This is a genomic window from Brevibacillus sp. HB1.1 (genome assembly GCF_013332445.1).
Taxonomy (GTDB): Bacteria; Bacillota; Bacilli; order Brevibacillales; family Brevibacillaceae; genus Brevibacillus; species Brevibacillus porteri.
Map to the genome: position 1 here is coordinate 555,596 of NZ_JABMIV010000001.1, position 19,432 is coordinate 575,027.

Consider the following 19,432-nt stretch of genomic DNA (forward strand, 5'->3'; position numbering starts at 1 on the left):
GGAAAAGTCAGGATTACTAGAATAGCAAGGGCCGTATACAAATGCAAGAAAAAAAGAAAGAGCCCTTCCCATTTGAAGGACTCTCTTTCGATAAATCCATTTGCTGTCACGCTGGTCACCCATTCACGCCAGCCAAATAGAACTTATCCTCTTTTTTATGGATCAATAGCTTCATGTGGAAGCTACAATCACCTCTACATCGTTAGCGTGCAAAGCTTCAACCATTTCCTTTTCAGGCAGCTTATCGGTCACGATAATATCGATCTGATCAAAACCGGCAACGCGATACAGCATGCTTTTTCCAAACTTGGTATGGTCAGTGAGGATGATCACTTGATCGGCGCGCTTGATCATTTCTTTGATCAGAAAGCCGTGATCTTCCTGCGTAGACATGAGCCCTTCCTTTGTAAGACCGCATGCACCAACCAGTACTTTGTCGACATGAAAATCAGCAAGGTTTTGAATCACGCGTGTACCGAGGACACATTGATCCTCTGCATGTACGTCTCCGCCCAAAAGCTTGACAAGAACGCCTTCTTTTCGGGACATACTGGAGGCAGTCGCTAATGAATTCGTGATGATGACATGATCGCGAGTCTGCAAGGATTCCACTGTGAGCTGAACGGTTGTGGAAGCATCGAGCAGCAAATAATCTCCATCTTTGATCAGACGGGCCGCTGCTGCTGCAATACTGCGCTTTCCTGTCAAATCAAGCTGCATTCGTTCCTGATGGGAGTAGTTCTTTTTGTTGAGGCTGGGCAATACTGCTCCTCCCCTAGTTCGCAGGATTTGACCCTGCTCCTCCAGCTTGACGATGTCACGCCTCGCTGTGTCACGGGAAACCCCAAACTGCTCAACTACCTCTTGCACACTGATTCGCTGGTGCTCCTGCAAATACGCAAGAATTGCAGCGAGCCTCTCCTCTTGAAACACGAAGCCTCAACCCCATCCTTATCCTGCCTTTATTATAAGTCATTTAAGCGAATTTCGCAAGTGATAATAAGTGTTTGTAAGTAATCATAAGCAATAGAAAGAAACAAAAAAAGCAAGGCGATTTCTCACCTTGCTTTCTTAGCAGCGAATATTACTTCGCTACTTTCACGCCTTTGTAGTGACCGCAGCTTGGGCAAACACGATGCGCAAGCTTGTATTCGCTGCAATTATCGCATTTGATCATGCCTGGAATCTCTAATTTGAAGTGCGTACGACGCATTCTTTTACGGGTTTTGGAAGTTCTCCGTTGAGGTACTGCCATCTTCCTTACACCTCCTTCAACTGACAAATGCTAAGAAGCTCTATTGGGTGGACAGTATAGGCAAAATGCTTATGCCATCCTTCAAAAATGAGACGCTGCCACGAATGGTCGGCGAATCATCTTGAATACAGTAAGAAAACTTATTTGCTGTCTTTGAAAAAGTCAGCCAACCCAGCCAATCGCGGGTCAACACGCTCATTCTTGCAGCTGCATGCCACTTCATTACGGTTCACACCGCAAGTCGGGCACAGACCTTTGCAATCTTCCTCGCAAAGCGGGAAGGTCGGCATTGCCAGTAAGAAATCCTCTTGCAGCAGCGAGTCCAGCTCAATTTCATCGCCTTCCAGAGGAAGGATATCGCTGTCCTCGTCATCTTGCAGGATCGGATCATCCGCAAGCGCAAATGTCTCAGAGAAATCTACTGTTGCCTGATCGACAAAAGGATTCAAACATCTCGCGCAGACAAAATTCACATCTGCCTTCATGCTTCCTTTTACGTAATAGAGATTGCCCAGCTGTACGGCTTCACCACTCGCATTTACAGGAGTAATCCCACGAACCTCATGATGGCGCTTCTTCAGCTCATCTGCATCCAGAGTTAACTGGAATGGCAACGGCTCTCCTTTTCGGTGCTCTAACTCTGCTAACTTAATGTTCATAGCATTTCACCTCATGCACAACAAAGATGATTATAGACCCTGCCCAAAGCTTTGTCAACCATTTTTGCTTGACAGCTAGTTTGCTCAGGTAGATTTCGGTTTTTGTCCATTCAAGTACGTAATCGCTTCTTCTACCGTCTTGACTGGAACCACTTTCATTGAAGTTCCAATCCGCTTGGCAGTCGCTAACGCCTCCTCGTAATTGGAGTTCGTATCTGGCGTATCCTGCGGAGCAAAGAAGATCTCTGCGCCCGCTTTGTCCGCTGCGATTACCTTTTGATTAATGCCACCGATCCTGCCTACTTTTCCGTCTAACGAAATCGTGCCTGTTCCTGCAATTTTATAGCCTTTTGTCAAATCCGTCTCCGTATTTAACTGGTCATAAATCTCCAGTGTCATCATTAATCCCGCAGAAGGACCACCAATCCCTTGAGAGGCAATGGTTACTTCTTTCGGTATGATGATTTCCTGTTTGTTGTCAGGGCGTACACCAATTCCAACTGACTTGGATTCAGGTAGTGGTTCCAAGGTTAACATCGTTTTGGCCTCTTGTCCATCTCTTGTGTACGTAATTTCGACTTGATCCCCTGCTTTTTTTGCAGAGAGGGCTGTCAGCAAATCTTTTGCCTCAGACGTGCGAACCCCGTCAACATACGTAATGACATCACCAATTCGCAATGCTTTATAGGCAGGGAACCCTTCTAGAGTACCCATCACCCACACACCCTGCTTCTCGATTTTCACTTCAAAACCGGCAAGACGGAACGCGACTGCCTCCGCAATTTTTTGTGAATTGTCCATGATCGCTTGTTCTCTACGGATAAAATCTTCGCTGTTCTCGCCCTTGCTGACCACCAGCTCCTTGGGCATCAACTCAACATCCTGCGCCATTTTTGCATACCAATACCACGGCAAATTCGCTTCGCCCATTCTGACCGTCGTGAGCATAAAGGAGCCAGTCTCGTCTTTCTTGCCGCCTTCCACTTGAATCATCGGCCCCAACTCAATCGCTGAACCCGGACGACTCACGTAATAATTCGTCGGTACAAAAAAAGAAATACCCAACAAGACAAAAACCAAGGCAAGTATCCAGCTAAAGCCTCTGGTTCCTGTAGATCTGCGTCTATTGGCATAAAGCTGTTCCTCACTCATTCCTGTGCCTCCCAATCTGCAATTAGTTCCTGAATGCGTTCGATATGGTCAGTACCCGCACGTTCACCTAACTCGATAATTTCTTCGACACCTGTGTACGCGATACTGCTATAGTGTCCAACATCCGGCCTGATTACGATGTCTGCCGCAATGATTCGATGTCGCAGAATTTCCCTTTCCATCACATCAATCGTCTGGGCAATCACATCAAAGATACTTTTGACCTCCGTCCGGGTATCGAATTGGGCGACATCTACCGCAATCACGATATCGGCACCCATTTCACGCAGCACCGTTACGGGCACACGATCAATAACTCCTCCGTCGACTAAAAGCCGTCCCCCTACCTTTTCAGGTACGAAGATGCCTGGAATCGATATGCTTGCCCTCACCGCTTGATCAATTGGACCTTCACGAAATACGACTCGTTCTCCTGATTCAATATCCGTCGCCACAATGGCAAGCGGTTTGTTCAGCTCTTCCAAGCGCTTTCCGTGCGTTAGCAGGCGAATTAATTGCTTGATCTTCTCCCCCGTAACAAAGCCCATGCTGGGTACAGTCAAATCGAGCCAATGCTTGCGTTTTAAATTAAGGGCAAGCTTTCCCATCATATGCGGTTCAATTCCGTTGGCATAGACAGCCCCAATCAGACTGCCCATACTGGAGCCAGCCAGCATGTCAATCTGGATGCCATGTGCTTCTAACGCATTCAATACACCAATATGTGCAAAACCGCGAGCGCCCCCAGAACCCAGGGCTACACCCACGATTGGTTTACGCTTTGTCTGCATGGAAAAACCCCTCCCTGTAACCAGCCTATGTGGTAAATCGCTGTACCTTTCACACTTGGGAGATATTCGTCGACCAAGCTTACGCATAGTTCTCCCGCCAGCCACGTAGACATGTACTACTACTTTTCTTCGATTCAGGAGGAATCCATGTCACGCCACTCACCAGTACTTACTTTGTTGCTCGCCCTCTCGACAGTTTTCATTGTTATTTCGTTGATTGCTTACTCGCAGATTTCTTTTGAAGCTGCCGTACGCGGTCTGAAAATATGGTGGGAGGTAGTTTTCCCCTCTACGCTTCCCTTTATTGTGCTGTCTGAGGTGTTGATGGGTCTGGGCGTCGTTCATTTCGTCGGTGTGTTACTGGAGCCATTAATGCGCCCACTGTTTAACGTTCCGGGCACTGGCGGGTTCGTACTGGCTATGGGCTTCTCATCCGGATATCCGGTAGCCGCAAAGCTGACAACTCGCCTGCGTCTGCAAGGCAATGTGACGAAGGCTGAGGGTGAACGTCTCGTATCTTTTACAACGACGGGAGATCCCTTATTCGTCATGGGAGCAGTGGCAATCGGCTTCTTCCACAGTGAGCAAATGGGTATCATTTTAGCTCTGACTCATTATTTGTCAGCTGTACTCATGGGCGTGATTTATCGTTTTCATGCGCCTTTTGCCATTACGTCAGCCCCATTAGAGAAAAATTCACTACCTCTTCCTTTACGCGCCCTACAAGCGATGCATCGGGCACGTATCCGTGATGGGCGTCCGTTCGGAAAATTAATGGGAGAAGCGGTGCAATCCGCCCTGAATACATTGCTCATGATTGGTGGCTTCGTCATTGTTTTTTCGGTCTTAATTCAACTATTCTCCACGATTCATCTGACACAGATCATCAGTACGCTTCTCTCAATCATTCTCGGTCCCTTTGGTTTTCCACCAGCCTTTTCCCAAGCAATCGTGGCTGGTTTGTTCGAAGTAACCCTCGGCGCACAGGCTGCGAGCATTGTGCCTGATGAAGTTTCCTTGGTCTGGAAAGCAGCGATTGCCAGTGCTGTATTGTCCTGGGGCGGTTTGAGTGTTCACGCGCAGGTCGCGAGTATCTTGAGTGAAACGGATATTCGCGTCGCCCCTTACTTGATTGCCAGAGCGCTGCACGCTTTGCTAGCTGCGATTTTGACCTTTGTCTTTTGGGGACCTCTTGCCACAGTCAGTTCCTGGTTCATCGAGAAAGCCGTCCCTGTATTTGTACATGCCAAATCCGAGATTCCGGCGACGAGCTGGTGGGAGACCCTGCTCCTATCAGGGGGAATCGCCATCGGCGTCGGTGCCATTCTGTTGTGTACCAGTCTGACTCTTTCGCGCATGAACCGCAGCAAGACGACGCGATAATCTACTCGGCCATTTTTCGCTTTAGTGCCTCTTCTACGACTGGCGGCACCAAATCGGCGACACTCGCCTTGTATTTCGCAACTTCTTTCACAATACTTGAGCTCAAGTACGAATATTGATTGTTCGTCATCATGAAAAACGTTTCAATATTTTCATCGAGCTTTTTATTAATCGAGGCGACTTGCATCTCATATTCAAAATCAGAAACAGCACGAAGGCCACGAATGATCACCTGTGCGCCCTTTTTGTTCATATAGTCAATTAACAAGCCGTCAAAAGAGTCCACTTCTACATTTTTCATGTCAGCCGTTGCTTGACGAAGCAAATCGACGCGCTCTTCTACGCTGAACAATGAGTTTTTCTTCGAATTGATTAAGACGGCAACAATGACCTTATCAAAAACGTTGGCACCCCGCGCAATAATGTCGAGATGCCCATAAGTAACAGGGTCGAAGCTTCCTGAACATACGGCGATTGCCATAGCGGGTAATCCTCCCTTAGTGCTCTTTTGCACCTTGATTGAAAGTTAGGCTTGTGGCTCCAAATCGTAATAATACACGGTAACGGCCGTATCCCCATACTTAGCCGCTCGGTCCTTCACACAATGACCAATCGCATCTGGAAAGGAGTCTGCGATATCATGCTCAGTCACGATCCACGCTCCATCCGCTAACATTCCCAGCTCCTGCAACATCTCAATTTCTTCGACAATTTTCTGCTGGGCGTATGGCGGGTCTAAAAAGACGAGATCAAATTTTTGATTGCGCGTACTCAGTGTGCGAATGGCGCGGTCCGCATCCATCCGATATAGTTCTGCATAATCGTCCAGCCTGCAAGTGCTGACGTTTTGTTTTACTACAGCAAATGCTTTTTGATCTCGCTCCACAAAAACAGCTCGATCCGCTCCCCTACTCAATGCCTCGATTCCGAGACCACCTGTTCCTGCGTATAGGTCCAATGCCCATCCGCCATCGAAATACGGACCAATCATATTAAAAATCGATTCTTTGACTTTATCGGTTGTCGGTCTCGTTCCTTTCCCCGGAACTGCTGCCAACCGTCTTCCTCTGTGTTCTCCAGCGATGACTCGCATACTCATTTCACCTGTCTGCTTTCCTATGTATGTTGTATGACGCGATTTTCTAAGACTGAGAATGATATCATACTATCACAACTGCATACACCCGTAAAATTAGCAACTGGAAAAATTTATGTACAAGAAAGGTATACAACCCCATTCGATTGGAAAAGATGTTGAATAGCGACGCAACGGTGTCGCTGACAACCGCGGAGAAGACTTACGTTTCCCCATAAGCTCTTCCTCCGGTTTCTCCTCTCCCATAATTGAAAGGCTGTTCACTTTGGCGCACGACGTGTCTGATAGGAGCATTTCGTGCCATCGCTCCCTTCATCGGGAGGAGTTGAACGGCTGCCCCTCGTCATTTGGCGATGGGGTATTTTTTTGTGTGCAGCGCATACTACATGTACCTGAAACACCCCCTACATGTAGATTGCCTGAAAGGAGTGAGTCGTTCATGGCAGAAAAACGACCGTCTGCACAAAAGTTGAAGGCGTCCAAAGCCCAATCCATTGCGGACCGTACTGGCAAAGATGTCGAGCTGGCGCGAGACATGCAATCGCGTGCAGATCAATCGGACATCGTCAAGCATGGGCAGTAGCTATACAAGAAGTCAGCCGTATCAAATCGGCTGGCTTTTTACTTTTCCACCTTCAATTCCCTCGGCACTTCTTCTATGCGGTTACAGATACTATTCAAAAATAGCTGTGAAGGAGGTATCCGCATGCATACGGTGTGGAAGGGCTCGATCAGCTTCGGCCTTGTCAATATACCTGTCCGCATGTTTACTGCAACCGAAGAGCGCGATATTCGCTTTCGCCAACTGCATAAAGAGTGCAATACCCCGATCAAGTACACGAAAATGTGCCCGCACTGCCAGCGCGAGGTCGATACGAGCGAAATCGTCCGTGGCTTCGAATATGAAAAAGGACATTTTGTCATGATTGACGATGAGGATCTGGAAGCCATTACGCCAGAAACACGCCGAGCCATTGAAATACTCGACTTCGTAGACTTGTCGGAGATCGATCCCGTTTATTTTCATAAAAGCTATTTCCTATCCCCACAAGACACTGGTGAAAAAGCATACGCCCTGTTGCGCTCCGCCATGGAACAGACAGGCAAGATCGGCGTTGCACAGGTGACGATGCGCAATCGGCAAAGCCTGGCCGTTATCCGACTGTATGAGCATTGCATCATGCTGGAGACGATCTTCTATCCAGATGAAGTACGTCCCGTCAGTCAAGTGCCTGCCTTGCCAGAAGCCACCGTTCCATTGGCCGAAAACGAACTAAAGATGGCAACTGAGCTCATTAGCAATATGACGATCCCTTTTGATCCGGCAAAATATACGGATGAATATCGATCTGACCTACAAAAACTGATTGAGAAAAAACTGGAGGGTCAGGAGATCGCTACTGCACCTACCGTTGCAAGAACCAATGTAATTGATCTCATGCAGGCCCTAAAAGAAAGCTTGGAGTCTACAGCTGGTCAAGCCGCAATACCCATCAAAATCGAGCCTGAACCGACTCCGTCAAAGCCTGCGCGAAAACGCACCACCGCTGCCTCCTCGTCCGAAAAAGAGCAAGCATCGAAAAAGGAGACCGCAACCAGTCAAAAAAAGAAAACGACTACTTCTACAACCAAAACACTGCGCAAAAAGAAGGCAACCCCTGTTTAATCTGCACATAAAAAACCTGCCCACTCTGGACAGGTTTTTTTGTATTCACATATAGACATCTAGCTTGGCGCCATCTTCCTGCATGGTTCAATATGGATATGAACAGCGTTAATGCGGTGAATCTTGCGCATCTGTTCTTCAATTTTCTCGGTGATGGTGTGGCTCTCCACCACATTCAGACCTGGATCTACATGGATGACAACATCAACCAGCACGCTGCTTCCGTGGTAGCGGGCTTTGATGTCACTGATATCCTTAACTCCCGAAATCGAGGAAATGGTAGCCCGCAGGTCCGCAAGCTCGCTCTCGTCAAAGCCATCTGTCAAACGGTGAGTTGCTTCCCTGAAAATGTCCCAAGCAGTTTTCAAGATGATGAGACCAACAACAAAAGCAGCTAAAGGATCGAGCCAGTGCAATTGAAATTGTGCGCCAGCTACCCCGATAAACGTCCCGATACTGACGAATGCGTCTGAACGGTTGTCAGCTGCCGCTGCATTTAGTGCTTGGCTGTTTGTTTTGATGGCGAGCTTTTTATTGTAGCGATAAACGCCAAGCATTATGACTGCAGTCGCAAGTGCTGTCCACCCTGCCAACAGGTTAGGAGCCGTATGATGTGGGTCCAACAAGGATGGTACGGCATTCGTAACGACTTGAACTCCGACAAATAGCATAATAAATGATGCGACAAGTGCTGAAATCGTCTCCGCCCGAAAATGACCATACGGGTGATCTTTATCAGGTGGTTTCCTTGCAATTCGCAGCCCGATCAAAACAGCAATCGATGCGACGACATCCGTTGAGTTGTTAAGACCGTCGGCCATTAAAGCTTCTGACGCAGTGACATACGCAACTCCTATTTTTAATACAGAGCAAAATATGTAGGCGAAAATACTCACCCACGCTCCACGTTCTCCTTGTTTTAGATCCGAATAGACATCCATACCTCATCACCTCAAAATACTTCTCCAGCCTGCTTCGACAACGCGGAAAATCAAAGCGCTGGAAGCAGTTACTTTTTTTCGAACTTCATCGTAACAGATAGGATTCATGTGGGTCTACAGAAACAGTTTTAGTCCGATTCATGAGAATAGGGGGGAGGAAAATGTGTTGCACACCCGCAATTTTTTCGTTGGAAAATTTTCCTTGAAATTAAATGGACTTCCCGTTATCCTATTCTTGCAATCCAAAATACAAAAAAGCACGGGAGCTTGGAAATCACCAGGCTGAGAGGATGGTACTGTGCCATCGACCGTTGAACCTGAACTGGGTAATGCCAGCGGAGGAATGTCATATACGACACGAAAAGATGCGTGTATCTTTTTAGGATACCCGTTTCTTCTCTACTCTCGCGTTGGCGTCGCATATTGTTTTATGCGGCGCTTTTTCGCGGGCAGTTTCTTTCGCCTCCCTAAACGGTTCTCGCTTTCGTGCAACCAAATCAAGGAGGTTTTTCTTATGTCATTGGTGTCTTCTTTTCCAGGCAGTCGCAAAGTATACGAAACAGGTAGTCGTGCGGACATCCGCGTCCCGATGCGCGAGATTTCCCTTCATCCTACCGAAGGATTGTCTGGCTCCACACCCAATCCCCCTCTTCGCGTGTACGATACGAGTGGCGAGTACACCGCAACGGGTTACGTTCCTGACATTCAAGTAGGACTGCCCTCCATCCGCCACGAGTGGATCGATGAGCGAAATGATGCGGAAACGTATGTCGGTCGCGAACCACAACTAGTCGACGACGGCATCCGAAACGAAGCAAAGGCAGCCACCCTCCCCACTTTCCCTCGAGAGGGCTACAAACCAAAACGGGCAAAGTCAGGAAAAAATGTTACCCAGCTTCATTATGCCCGAAAAAATATCATCACACCGGAAATGGAATACGTTGCCATTCGCGAGGGAGTCTCCCCTGAATTTGTACGGGCAGAAATCGCCGCTGGACGTGCGATCCTCCCTTCTAACGTCAATCATCCTGAAAGCGAGCCGATGATCATTGGCCGTAACTTTCATGTCAAAATCAATGCCAACATCGGAACGTCAGCTGTCAGCTCTTCGATGGAAGAAGAAGTCGAAAAAATGATTTGGTCGGTCCGTTGGGGTGCGGACACCATCATGGACCTCTCGACGGGAAAACATATACACACCACGCGGGAGTGGATTATCCGCAATAGTCCTGTTCCAGTCGGTACTGTCCCGATTTATCAAGCACTTGAAAAAGTAAATGGGAAAGCCGAGGATTTGACATGGGAGGTATACCGAGACACCTTGATTGAGCAAGCAGAACAAGGCGTCGATTACTTCACGATTCATGCTGGTGTTCTATTGCGCTACATTCCTATGACAGCTAACCGTGTTACAGGTATCGTCTCTCGCGGTGGATCGATTTTAGCCGCATGGTGCCTGGCCCATCATGAAGAAAACTTTTTGTATACGCATTTTGCTGAAATTTGCGAAATTCTGAAGGCCTATGACATTTGTGTATCGCTCGGAGATGGACTACGTCCTGGCTCCATCGCGGATGCGAATGACGAGGCCCAGTTCGCGGAGCTTGAAACATTGGGAGAACTCACAAAAATTGCGTGGGAACACGACGTACAAGTCATGATTGAAGGTCCTGGTCACGTCCCCATGCATCTCATTCGCGAAAATATGGATAAACAGTTATCCATTTGCCATGAGGCTCCTTTTTACACGCTTGGGCCACTCACGACCGACATCGCTCCCGGCTATGATCACATTACTTCAGCGATTGGCGCCGCCATGATTGGATGGTTCGGAACAGCGATGCTCTGCTACGTAACGCCCAAGGAGCACCTCGGCCTACCCAATAAAGAGGATGTACGCAACGGTTTAATCGCATACAAAATCGCAGCGCATGCCGCTGATCTCGCAAAAGGACATCCGCGGGCAAAACTGCGAGACGACGCCTTATCCAAAGCTCGCTTTGATTTTCGCTGGAACGATCAATTCAATTTGTCTCTGGACCCAGAGCGCGCCCGTGAATATCACGACGAAACGTTACCAGCAGAAGCCGCCAAATCCGCCCATTTTTGTTCCATGTGCGGACCTAAATTTTGCAGCATGAAAATATCGCACGACATTCGTCACATCGCCAATGAACAAGGGGCTGCCCAAGATCCCGCCATTCTTTCCGGAATGCAGGAAAAATCGCGTGAGTTCCGCGAACAGGGAAGCCGCTTGTACCAGTCGTAATGAAGGGGGATGCCTATGGAGGAAGCCAGTCGTTTACGCGAAAAGATCATTCGACTAGAGGCTGAGCTAGAGCAATCTAAACAGCAATTGCGGCTGATTCAACAGGACTGCAGCCACGTCTATATCGAGAGTCCACTTACGCGAACATGCTCCAAGTGCCTGCAAACCGATAGCCTCTATTATTAATAGAAAAAGGTCGAAATCCCTTTTGGAGGATCTCGACCTTTTTTCTTGCTTATTTCGTCATTCCAACTTGCAACGGAAGTCCTTCTTTATAATAGAGAGTGGGCGATAGCAGAATGAAGAAAATATGGATATGCAGAAAGCCTTGCTTCTTCAAAATGCCGTGTATGGCACTAGCAATCGCATCATGTTGCTTTTGTTCACGGGGAAACATCATGATCTCTACAGACAAAGGACTATTCGTCAATTGCTCTACCTGAAGCAGCTCCAATTTCACCTTTTCCTGAGCTACCTCAGCAATTTTAGAAAACTCTTCTATAAGAATCTGAGAAATGGGCTCTATGTCTTGCTTCGCAAAGCCTTTAAACCGAAGAAACGGCAAGTCAATTCCTTCTTTCGTAAATGAGTTCGCACAGTCATTATAAACAAGTCTCTAATTGTATATCAATGAAAAAAGGATTAAAGAAAGTGAACAACAAACATTCCCAACCCGAGTTAGACACAAAAAGGGCCATATCAGAGAACAGCTCCCTTCCCATGAGGTGTGGTGGACGTACCACGGAAGGAGGAAGCAGTTCAACCAGATACAGCCCAATCCGCTAACCCATCAGTTACTTTATATAAGTAGTATAGCTTGAATTCAATACTTAATCAATAAAAAAGTTTCGTAAAATTCTCACAAGAATGCATCCGCAATCACCACTCGTATAGATCATGCCCATCCGTGAAACTGTATTAGAAAACTGGGCAAGTCCCAACTAAACATAGAGGTGGCAGCTATGGAACTAACTCCGCTTTTTCCTTTTGAGCCTACCAGCACGGAAGCTATACCTATCGGACCACAATGGATAGGCCAAGTGAAATGGGATGGCGTTCGCATTCTTACCTACTACGATGGACACGAAGTCAAACTGTTCAACCGAAAATTAAATGAACGGACTTTCCATTATCCAGAAGTGACCGATATTCGCTCGTATTGTCGTGCCGATTCTGTGATTTTGGATGGCGAAATAATCGCTCTCGGCCCAGACGGAAAGCCTTCCTTTTACGAGGTCATGAGGAGAGACGGGCTCCGCCGTTTAGAGAAAGTCTCCCAGATACAAAAGCTTGTCCCTGTCACATACATGGTCTTCGATGTACTGTACTGGAATCATGAATGGGTAACTTCCTCCCCCCTATCAGAGCGACAACAAATACTGGGCAAAATCATCACTCCTACTCCTCATGTGCAGCTAGTTGAAAATTTTGCTGATGGAGACGCTCTTTACCGTGTCATTGAAGCGCAAGGCATGGAAGGAATCATTCTGAAGGATACGTCCAGCAGCTACTTGATCAATGGGAAAGATCAACGCTGGAGAAAGAAAAAGTACTACCGAGATCTCATTGCTGTCGTAGGCGGCGTTACGCTTCGGAATCATATTGTCAATTCGTTTCTTCTGGGCCTATTCGATCAACACGGTTCTCTTTGGTACATCGGTCATGCAGGTACTGGAAAATTGACGCAAACGGACTGGCGTGCTTTAACGGAGAGAATACAGCCTCTTGTCCAACAAAAGATGACTTTTGTTAACAAGCCACCACGCGCAGCCAATACATTATGGATAATGCCGGAAATCACCGTCAAAATCAAATTTGCGGAGTGGAAGGAAGGGCATTCCTTGCGACAGCCAAGTATACAAGGCGTCGTGGATGTCCCGCCTCACCAGTGTGTTTTGGAGTAAGGAACCACGTGGCTTTCGATCTCATTGTCGAAACGAACCGGCCTGTTTTGCCCTCCCCAGCCTTTGCTTGCCATGATTAAGAGCCTGCATTTCCCCGTAGCTCGTCAACAGAGCTATCAGTAAGAGGGCAATGTACACAATCGCTGTCGTGACCCCTCCTACCGCTGATTTATCTTTTAAAAAGTCCCCAATCAAAATCACGATCACGCAACCACTTAAACAGACTGTCGTGATCCACACCATCGACCGGTAAAATCGATAAAGCTTCGTTCCTTCGGGAATGAGGCTTTGCACTCTTCCTTTGTTCTTTCCCTTTACGTGAATGAGCAAAAAGATCGCCAACGGCAATTGAAAGACGAGAACGATAAACGGCAAGCTATAACTAATAAATTGATCGATATGCGCTACATTTGGAAACCCGAATATGGACGATACAACGATAAACCATCCACACGGAGCGTTGAATGTATTGTAATGCCGTTGTCCCCCAAATGATCCAACCCCCACTAAAAATGCCAAGTAAGCGACAATGACTTTGATTGTGAAAGCGGGGAACCACACGCTAAAGAGGATCATTTCGACCCTGTCTAGGAAATCTGTCACGTGGATTTGCTGGACGAGAATATAGATAGGGAAATTCAGTCGACTGGCGATAATGAAGCCCATCACCCCAAGCAAGACGAGCAACATAATCGTCGTCCCAAAGCCAACAATGATGACCCCGTGCTTCATCGCAGCATAAAATAGTCGCGGCTCTACAATGGCATGTAAGAATGCCCCAATGAGAAAAATATCACCATATACACCCACTGGTAAAAAGTTGCTGACCACGATCCGATCCAAATTACTGGTCAAGATTGGTTCCAAACGCTCTACGTTGTATTCATTAACCAGCAGGAAATATAGCGAAATGCACATGATGAAATAAATGGGAAAATAAAACTCATTTACCCGTGCCGCCACCTCAAGACTCGTTTTGCCATAGTACATCATTAACAGGACGAAGACGAGTAAGATGATCTCCAATGGCGTGGTTGGCAATAACGAGATATGTAAAAAATCAGCTGCCCCTTTAATATCGATCGCCAGGATGATCCAAATATAAAACAAAATGAGGAGATTGATAGCTCCACCAATCCACTTCCCGCCAATGATAAACAAGATTTCAAAGATATTTTTCCCGGGGTATGCTTCAACCAGCCCACTCAAAACGTAGGCGATAAAAAGCGCATAAAAGATGGGTAAAATTTGAGAGAACCAAGCATCCATCCTAGCTACCTGAATGACAGACCGCAAGAAACTGATCATCATTCCTGTCATCAAGACACTGCCGACCAGCCAGGAAATTTGTCGATGATTGACAACTTGCTTGTGAATCATACTTGGGCCTCCTTATACGAACTGATCCACCCACCACTTCACATGAGGAGATAGAAAGTTCATCAAATTACTCGTGGGTAACACTTGATAATACTGGAATTGTAAAGCAATCAGACAAAGAATGGTTAAAACGTAGAAAATAGCGATGACTCGCTGCTGTCTCCCGTCCATTCCTTTTCGCTTCAAGATGAATTCTCCAAAGGAAAGTAACAGCATGAAGACAAAAAAGACCAGAAATATTCTATTCATGATCATCTTCACCTTGGGTTATATTTTTCGTTGTCTGTCCGAAATTGGCCATGTGCACTTTCGATCGGATTTCATATGTGATTTTCGGAAGCTCCTTATTCCATCTGTTCCGATATCGGTTTCGCCACTCTTGCGGATAGTTCCTTGACAATGCGATTCCCAACCCAATAAAGTCTGATTGTTTCTGTTGGATTGTTTTCATCATATGATTCACACCGTTATTGATTTGCTCGACGAGCTTCGCTTGCAGCATATTAATATTTTTCTCTTCCTCGAGATCGAGGTTTGACAGATTCTCCACTACAACAGCAGAAGCGTAGAGGTCAATTTTGAAATGGATGTGGCCTTTCTTGATCACAGGCTTGATATTCGCCCTTCCTTTCGAAAGAGTTATCGTAAGCCGTTCGTGCTTGTTAAGGGACACTACAACAGAAAACGGTGTAAAATCGCGTTGGAACAATCGCAAGCCGAGCAGTTCTTTGGGCTTCGCGATCGCTACGAGCTTGTCCTGTCGAAATATGCCTACCCCCGTCGCCTCTATTTCTTTTGACTTTCCTTTCGGATGAGAATCCACTGCTGCCAGAACGGGTAAAATGGCATCAACCCCTGGTGTACCGAGCATTTGGGCCACATCCTTCAATGTTACTGTAATGCCGCCCATCTTGACCAACTCACGCATCGCTTCTCCCGAAAAACGTTCAAATTGCGGCTGTGCGGTTAATAATTCGATTCCTTTGCCTTTTGTCATGACAATGTAAGCTGTTAGTCTGTTTTCTGGAAAGCGCGACACAATATCCAGCACTTCCGACATTCCGTCCTTTGCCAGTTCTTCGCCTATGACGATCATCCGGTGATGGGAGTAGTAAATTTCTCTAGACATTCTGGCTTGGATCAAACCATTCGCTTCCCGAATTGTCCTGCCTACGGCGGAATCAACGTAATAGCTCTTATCACCACTCGTCCCACCACCGCCTCCGGACTGGGCACCTAGGCTACTGACCAGGGGGACCTGAATGGATAACCGATACCTGCCGTCTGGTTCCTTATCCATCGCCATTGCAATGACGATGGCCATATCATTTACTTCACGGCGATCCCAACATCCAGATACTAGGAACATGCAGAGCGACACCACCAATATGCGGGTCACAGCCTTCACGATTGTCCCTCCTCGTTTGGATGACGGTTGCCTGTCACCCCTGATTGCCCTCCTCTTTGCTGAATAGAATTAGCATAACCATCGTTCATACGCCTTGCATTTTGAACGCCCAAAAAGCTTGGGCGTTTTTCCATCATCGACCATGGAGCCCTCATCAGTACGTCTTTGAGATCACCGATCGACATCGGGCCTAGCGGCGATAAATAAGGGACACCAAAAGAACGCAGGTTGGCCATATGACCAAGGATGAGCAATAACGCTACTAGCATTCCATAGATGCCGAGGATCGAAGCCGCAATCATGATCGGAAAACGCAGCATTCGCAATGAAATCGATGCATTAAAATGCGGAATCGTAAACGAGGCAATCCCCGTTAGCGATACGACGATAACCATGGGAGCAGAAACAATCCCTGCCTGCACCGCTGCCTGACCAACGACCAGCGCACCTAAAATACTGACGGCTTGCCCGACCGTTTTCGGAAGACGAATCCCCGCTTCTCGCAAGGCTTCAAAAGAAATTTCCATGATAAAAGCCTCCACAATAGCAGGAAAAGGAATGGACTCGCGCGCAGCCGCAATACTTAAAAGGAGGGTGGTCGGTAGCATCTGTTGATGATAAGTCGTAATGGCCACATATAAAGCAGGGGTAATGAGCGAAATGATGAGAAATACATATCGCAGCAGTCGAACAAGGGTAGCCATTTGAAATCGCTCGTAATAATCCTCGCTGGCCTGCATCATCATCCAAAACGTAACAGGCACTATCAAAACCATCGGTGTCCCATCCACAAATATCGCGACACGCCCCTCTAGCAATGCCGCAGCAACCGTGTCTGGGCGCTCTGAATACATAACCTGAGGGAAAGGCGAGTACAAGTTATCCTGGATCATCTCTTCGATATATCCGCTTTCCAGCACAGCATCCATATTGATCTTGCTGATTCGACCAGTGACCTCCTGTACGATCTCTGGATCAGCAATCCCATCAAGAAAGGCAACCACCAGATTGGTGTTCGTCTCACGTCCAACTACCAAGGACTTCATTTTCAATCGAGGTGTTCGCAATTTGCGCCGCAGCATTGATGTGTTCGTGCGAATATTTTCGATAAAGCCTTCACGTGGCCCACGTACGACAGCTTCTCCTTCTGGTTCGTTAACGGAGCGTTTTTCTGCTCCACGAATGCCCAGCGTGAGTGCTTCTGTGTTGCCCTCAACAAGAATGCCTGTATCACCTGAAAGCACAGCTTGTAGCAGCTTTTTATAATCGTCTACTCTTCCCATCTGGGAAACGGGCAAAAGTGACTCTTCTATCACTTTTATATCTTGATCGCCGTCTTCAAGCACCATTAACGATTTCAGCGCAGAATTGACCTCTTTGGTATCAATCAGCCCATCTACGAAGACAGCAATCGCACGGACACTGTTTTTTTGACGGAATTCTCGTATGACAAAATCGGAGCAATCAGAGAACATTTTTTTCATCAGATCTATGTTCTCTCCCAATTGAGGCGAAATCGGTATACCCTCCAACTCAATCAAGCTGCAGGCATTCATTGTCTCAATCAGTTCTTTCATTTTATCTTTCTTCTTGAATTTCATTTCATCACCAACCCAACCACTGGAAAGCTACCCGTATTATGGTTGATTGGCAGGAAATATATGCAAAGAGGTATTCCTTTTACATAGAGAAACTCGGATGGGAGATAGTAGGAACACCTAGCCCTTTTAAAAAGAAGGTGAAGACATCATTGCGTCCTGCAACAAAAGAGTACGAGCTGACGATCGACAATCACACATTGTCCATTACAAATCCTGACAAGCCTCTATGGCCACAAGCCAAGGTAACCAAGTTAGATTACTTGCGCTATTTGCTGATTGTCTCAGCCCCACTCCTACGGTATAGCAAGGATCGGCTCTTAACCGTCATTCGCTACCCTCACGGAGTTGGCGACAAGCACTTCTATCAAAAAAACGCCCCTGACTATGCGCCTGACTGGATCCAAACGCACACGTGGGAAAATGTTCATTACGTACTGTGCAATGACCGGGCGACACTCGTGTGGATGGCAAATCAAGCAGCATTGGAGTGGCACGTCTCCTTTCACCTCGCCACGGATGAGACTCCGACAGAGCTCGTATTTGACCTCGATCCTTCAACAGATGATTTTGCCGTTGTGATAGAGTCTGCCCTCTTGTTGAAACAACTGCTCGATGAATTACAGCTGCCTTCCTGGGTCAAAACATCTGGTTCCAGCGGCTTGCAAGTATACGTTCCGATTGAACTTCGCTATACGTTTGAACAGACGCGCCAGGTCGGACATTTCATCGCATCCTATCTAGTCAGCAAGCATCCATCACTAGTAACCATCGAGCGCTTGGTAAAGAATCGGGGAGATAAGCTGTACATTGACTATTTGCAACATTGGCGAGGAAAAACGTTGCCAGCCCCTTATTCAACTCGTGCAAAAGAACAGGCAACCGTATCAACACCACTCCTGTGGGAGGAGGTTCCCCATTCTCATCCCACAGACTTCACCGTTTATACGGTACCCAAACGGCTGGAAACATTCGGAGATTTATTCTCATCCGTATCTACTCCGACGAAACGAGCCTCCCTTGATGCCATCCTCGGCTTTTTGCAGTCGCAGTAAGCCATTAGTTGGAATCCAGCAGCCCATTTGTGCTATACTTGGCACAGATGTTTTGAGGCAAGGAGGCACATTCATGATCGATCCGATCGCAATTGCAATCGGCCCCTTAAAGATTCACTGGTATGGCATTATTATGGGGCTGGCGTTTTTCTTGGGTACTTATCTCGCTCGCTACAATTCCAAACGTTCTGGCATTGATCCTGATCACGTCTTGAACATGGTGGTTCTGATCATTCCAGCAGCCATCGTTTGTGCAAGATTGTATTATGTTACGTTTGAATGGGAGCAGTACAAAGACAATCCACTGGACATCTTCGCAGTTTGGCAAGGCGGCTTGGCTATTCACGGTGGATTAATCGGTGGTGTTCTGGCAGGAAGCTGGTATATTCGAAAACATAATCTGCCGTTCCTACGTTTGGCTGACATTTTTATGCCAAGTGTTATCTTGGGTCAAGCCATCGGACGTTGGGGTAACTTTATCAACCAGGAAGCCCATGGTGGTCCCGTCTCTGCTGAGTTTATGGAAAAGTTCCCTGCATTCATCCGTGAACAAATGTTTATCGGCGGACAATATTACCATCCTACGTTTTTGTATGAATCGATCTGGAACCTTTTCGTTTTCGCCGTTCTCATGTTCATGCTGTACCGATTCAAAAAATTCGATGGGCAGGTCTTGTTCAGCTACATGATCCTGTATTCACTCGGTCGCTTTTACATTGAGGGAATGCGTACAGACAGTCTGTTAATAGCAGATACTCTGCGTGTCGCTCAATTAGTCAGTCTGTGCTTAATTGCTGCCGGTGTCATCTTGATGCTCGTGTTTGCACGCAAAAGCAAGCAGACAGGACATTCCCAAAACTCGATTGAATAGTGTC

The 19,432-nt window shown here is 47.1% G+C and carries 21 protein-coding genes and 1 riboswitch; of the genes, 8 read left to right on the top strand and 13 right to left on the bottom strand.

Annotation, left to right across the window (positions count from 1 at the left end):
* Positions 1-171 precede the first annotated feature (171 nt).
* From HPY27_RS02680 to HPY27_RS02700, 5 genes are all read right to left on the bottom strand, one after another.
* The gene (locus tag HPY27_RS02680) at positions 172-933 is read right to left on the bottom strand and encodes a DeoR/GlpR family DNA-binding transcription regulator (RefSeq protein WP_017249380.1); all 762 of its coding nucleotides are present in this window, start codon (positions 931-933) and stop codon (positions 172-174) included.
* Positions 934-1,084: 151 nt separating this feature from the next.
* The gene (rpmF, locus tag HPY27_RS02685) at positions 1,085-1,255 is read right to left on the bottom strand and encodes a 50S ribosomal protein L32 (protein ID WP_005834357.1); all 171 of its coding nucleotides are present in this window, start codon (positions 1,253-1,255) and stop codon (positions 1,085-1,087) included.
* A gap of 140 nt (positions 1,256-1,395) precedes the next feature.
* Positions 1,396-1,914: a YceD family protein gene (locus HPY27_RS02690; RefSeq protein ID WP_017249381.1), complete on the bottom strand. Its 519-nt coding sequence runs from the start codon at positions 1,912-1,914 to the stop codon at positions 1,396-1,398.
* Between the two features lie 84 nt (positions 1,915-1,998).
* Entirely contained in the window at positions 1,999-3,066 is a 1,068-nt protein-coding gene (locus HPY27_RS02695; protein ID WP_017249382.1) for a SepM family pheromone-processing serine protease, read from the bottom strand.
* Positions 3,063-3,857 carry a patatin-like phospholipase family protein gene (locus HPY27_RS02700; RefSeq protein ID WP_017249383.1) on the bottom strand — a complete coding sequence of 265 codons (795 nt, stop codon included), beginning with the start codon at positions 3,855-3,857 and terminating at the stop codon, positions 3,063-3,065. The genes HPY27_RS02695 and HPY27_RS02700 overlap by 4 nt, the downstream gene beginning before the upstream one ends.
* A gap of 147 nt (positions 3,858-4,004) precedes the next feature.
* Here HPY27_RS02700 and ylbJ point away from each other — a divergent pair, with 147 nt between their 5' ends.
* On the top strand, positions 4,005-5,240 hold the full coding sequence (ylbJ, locus tag HPY27_RS02705; RefSeq protein ID WP_173622103.1) for a sporulation integral membrane protein YlbJ: 1,236 nt from the start codon (positions 4,005-4,007) through the stop codon (positions 5,238-5,240).
* Between the two features lies 1 nt (position 5,241).
* On the opposite strand, the gene coaD is transcribed toward ylbJ, so the two are convergent.
* A complete protein-coding gene (coaD, locus tag HPY27_RS02710; RefSeq protein ID WP_007728199.1) occupies positions 5,242-5,721 on the bottom strand; it encodes a pantetheine-phosphate adenylyltransferase in 480 nt (159 codons plus the stop codon).
* 45 nt (positions 5,722-5,766) lie between these two features.
* Positions 5,767-6,333, bottom strand: coding sequence for a 16S rRNA (guanine(966)-N(2))-methyltransferase RsmD (gene rsmD / locus HPY27_RS02715; protein WP_069849354.1), 567 nt, complete (start codon positions 6,331-6,333; stop codon positions 5,767-5,769).
* Positions 6,334-6,775: 442 nt separating this feature from the next.
* Between rsmD and HPY27_RS02720 the strand changes: the two genes are divergently transcribed.
* Positions 6,776-6,919 (top strand): hypothetical protein, encoded by a 144-nt coding sequence (locus HPY27_RS02720; RefSeq protein ID WP_016743266.1) that lies wholly within the window; start codon positions 6,776-6,778, stop codon positions 6,917-6,919.
* Between the two features lie 123 nt (positions 6,920-7,042).
* Positions 7,043-8,002, top strand: coding sequence for a non-homologous end joining protein Ku (ku, locus tag HPY27_RS02725; RefSeq protein WP_173622104.1), 960 nt, complete (start codon positions 7,043-7,045; stop codon positions 8,000-8,002).
* A 59-nt stretch (positions 8,003-8,061) separates the two neighbouring features.
* Here the strand turns inward: ku and HPY27_RS02730 are convergent, their stop codons facing one another.
* Positions 8,062-8,943: a cation diffusion facilitator family transporter gene (locus tag HPY27_RS02730; RefSeq protein ID WP_017249387.1), complete on the bottom strand. Its 882-nt coding sequence runs from the start codon at positions 8,941-8,943 to the stop codon at positions 8,062-8,064.
* A gap of 249 nt (positions 8,944-9,192) precedes the next feature.
* Positions 9,193-9,305, top strand: a riboswitch (TPP riboswitch).
* Positions 9,306-9,457: 152 nt separating this feature from the next.
* Here HPY27_RS02730 and thiC point away from each other — a divergent pair.
* Entirely contained in the window at positions 9,458-11,212 is a 1,755-nt protein-coding gene (gene thiC, locus HPY27_RS02735) for a phosphomethylpyrimidine synthase ThiC (protein ID WP_173622105.1), read from the top strand.
* 15 nt (positions 11,213-11,227) lie between these two features.
* Positions 11,228-11,398, top strand: coding sequence for a hypothetical protein (locus HPY27_RS02740; RefSeq protein WP_174224305.1), 171 nt, complete (start codon positions 11,228-11,230; stop codon positions 11,396-11,398).
* Between the two features lie 49 nt (positions 11,399-11,447).
* Here HPY27_RS02740 and HPY27_RS02745 read toward each other — a convergent pair whose 3' ends face one another.
* Positions 11,448-11,777 (bottom strand): DUF1904 family protein, encoded by a 330-nt coding sequence (locus HPY27_RS02745; RefSeq protein WP_017249390.1) that lies wholly within the window; start codon positions 11,775-11,777, stop codon positions 11,448-11,450.
* 397 nt (positions 11,778-12,174) lie between these two features.
* Between HPY27_RS02745 and HPY27_RS02750 the strand changes: the two genes are divergently transcribed.
* On the top strand, positions 12,175-13,116 hold the full coding sequence (locus HPY27_RS02750) for an ATP-dependent DNA ligase (protein WP_174224306.1): 942 nt from the start codon (positions 12,175-12,177) through the stop codon (positions 13,114-13,116).
* 21 nt (positions 13,117-13,137) lie between these two features.
* On the opposite strand, the gene HPY27_RS02755 is transcribed toward HPY27_RS02750, so the two are convergent.
* Genes HPY27_RS02755 through HPY27_RS02770 form a run of 4 tightly spaced genes read right to left on the bottom strand, consistent with a single transcriptional unit; the run spans position 13,138 to position 17,505 of the window.
* The gene (locus HPY27_RS02755; RefSeq protein ID WP_017249392.1) at positions 13,138-14,496 is read right to left on the bottom strand and encodes a GerAB/ArcD/ProY family transporter; all 1,359 of its coding nucleotides are present in this window, start codon (positions 14,494-14,496) and stop codon (positions 13,138-13,140) included.
* A gap of 12 nt (positions 14,497-14,508) precedes the next feature.
* On the bottom strand, positions 14,509-14,745 hold the full coding sequence (locus HPY27_RS02760) for a hypothetical protein (RefSeq protein ID WP_017249393.1): 237 nt from the start codon (positions 14,743-14,745) through the stop codon (positions 14,509-14,511).
* Positions 14,738-15,904: a Ger(x)C family spore germination protein gene (locus HPY27_RS02765; RefSeq protein ID WP_017249394.1), complete on the bottom strand. Its 1,167-nt coding sequence runs from the start codon at positions 15,902-15,904 to the stop codon at positions 14,738-14,740. Before HPY27_RS02765 ends, HPY27_RS02760 begins: the two co-directional genes overlap by 8 nt.
* The gene (locus HPY27_RS02770; RefSeq protein WP_017249395.1) at positions 15,901-17,505 is read right to left on the bottom strand and encodes a spore germination protein; all 1,605 of its coding nucleotides are present in this window, start codon (positions 17,503-17,505) and stop codon (positions 15,901-15,903) included. The genes HPY27_RS02765 and HPY27_RS02770 overlap by 4 nt, the downstream gene beginning before the upstream one ends.
* 149 nt (positions 17,506-17,654) lie before the next feature.
* Between HPY27_RS02770 and ligD the strand changes: the two genes are divergently transcribed.
* On the top strand, positions 17,655-18,557 hold the full coding sequence (gene ligD / locus HPY27_RS02775; protein WP_017249396.1) for a non-homologous end-joining DNA ligase: 903 nt from the start codon (positions 17,655-17,657) through the stop codon (positions 18,555-18,557).
* Between the two features lie 73 nt (positions 18,558-18,630).
* Positions 18,631-19,428: a prolipoprotein diacylglyceryl transferase gene (gene lgt, locus HPY27_RS02780; RefSeq protein ID WP_017249397.1), complete on the top strand. Its 798-nt coding sequence runs from the start codon at positions 18,631-18,633 to the stop codon at positions 19,426-19,428.
* The last annotated feature ends 4 nt before the right edge of the window (positions 19,429-19,432 follow it).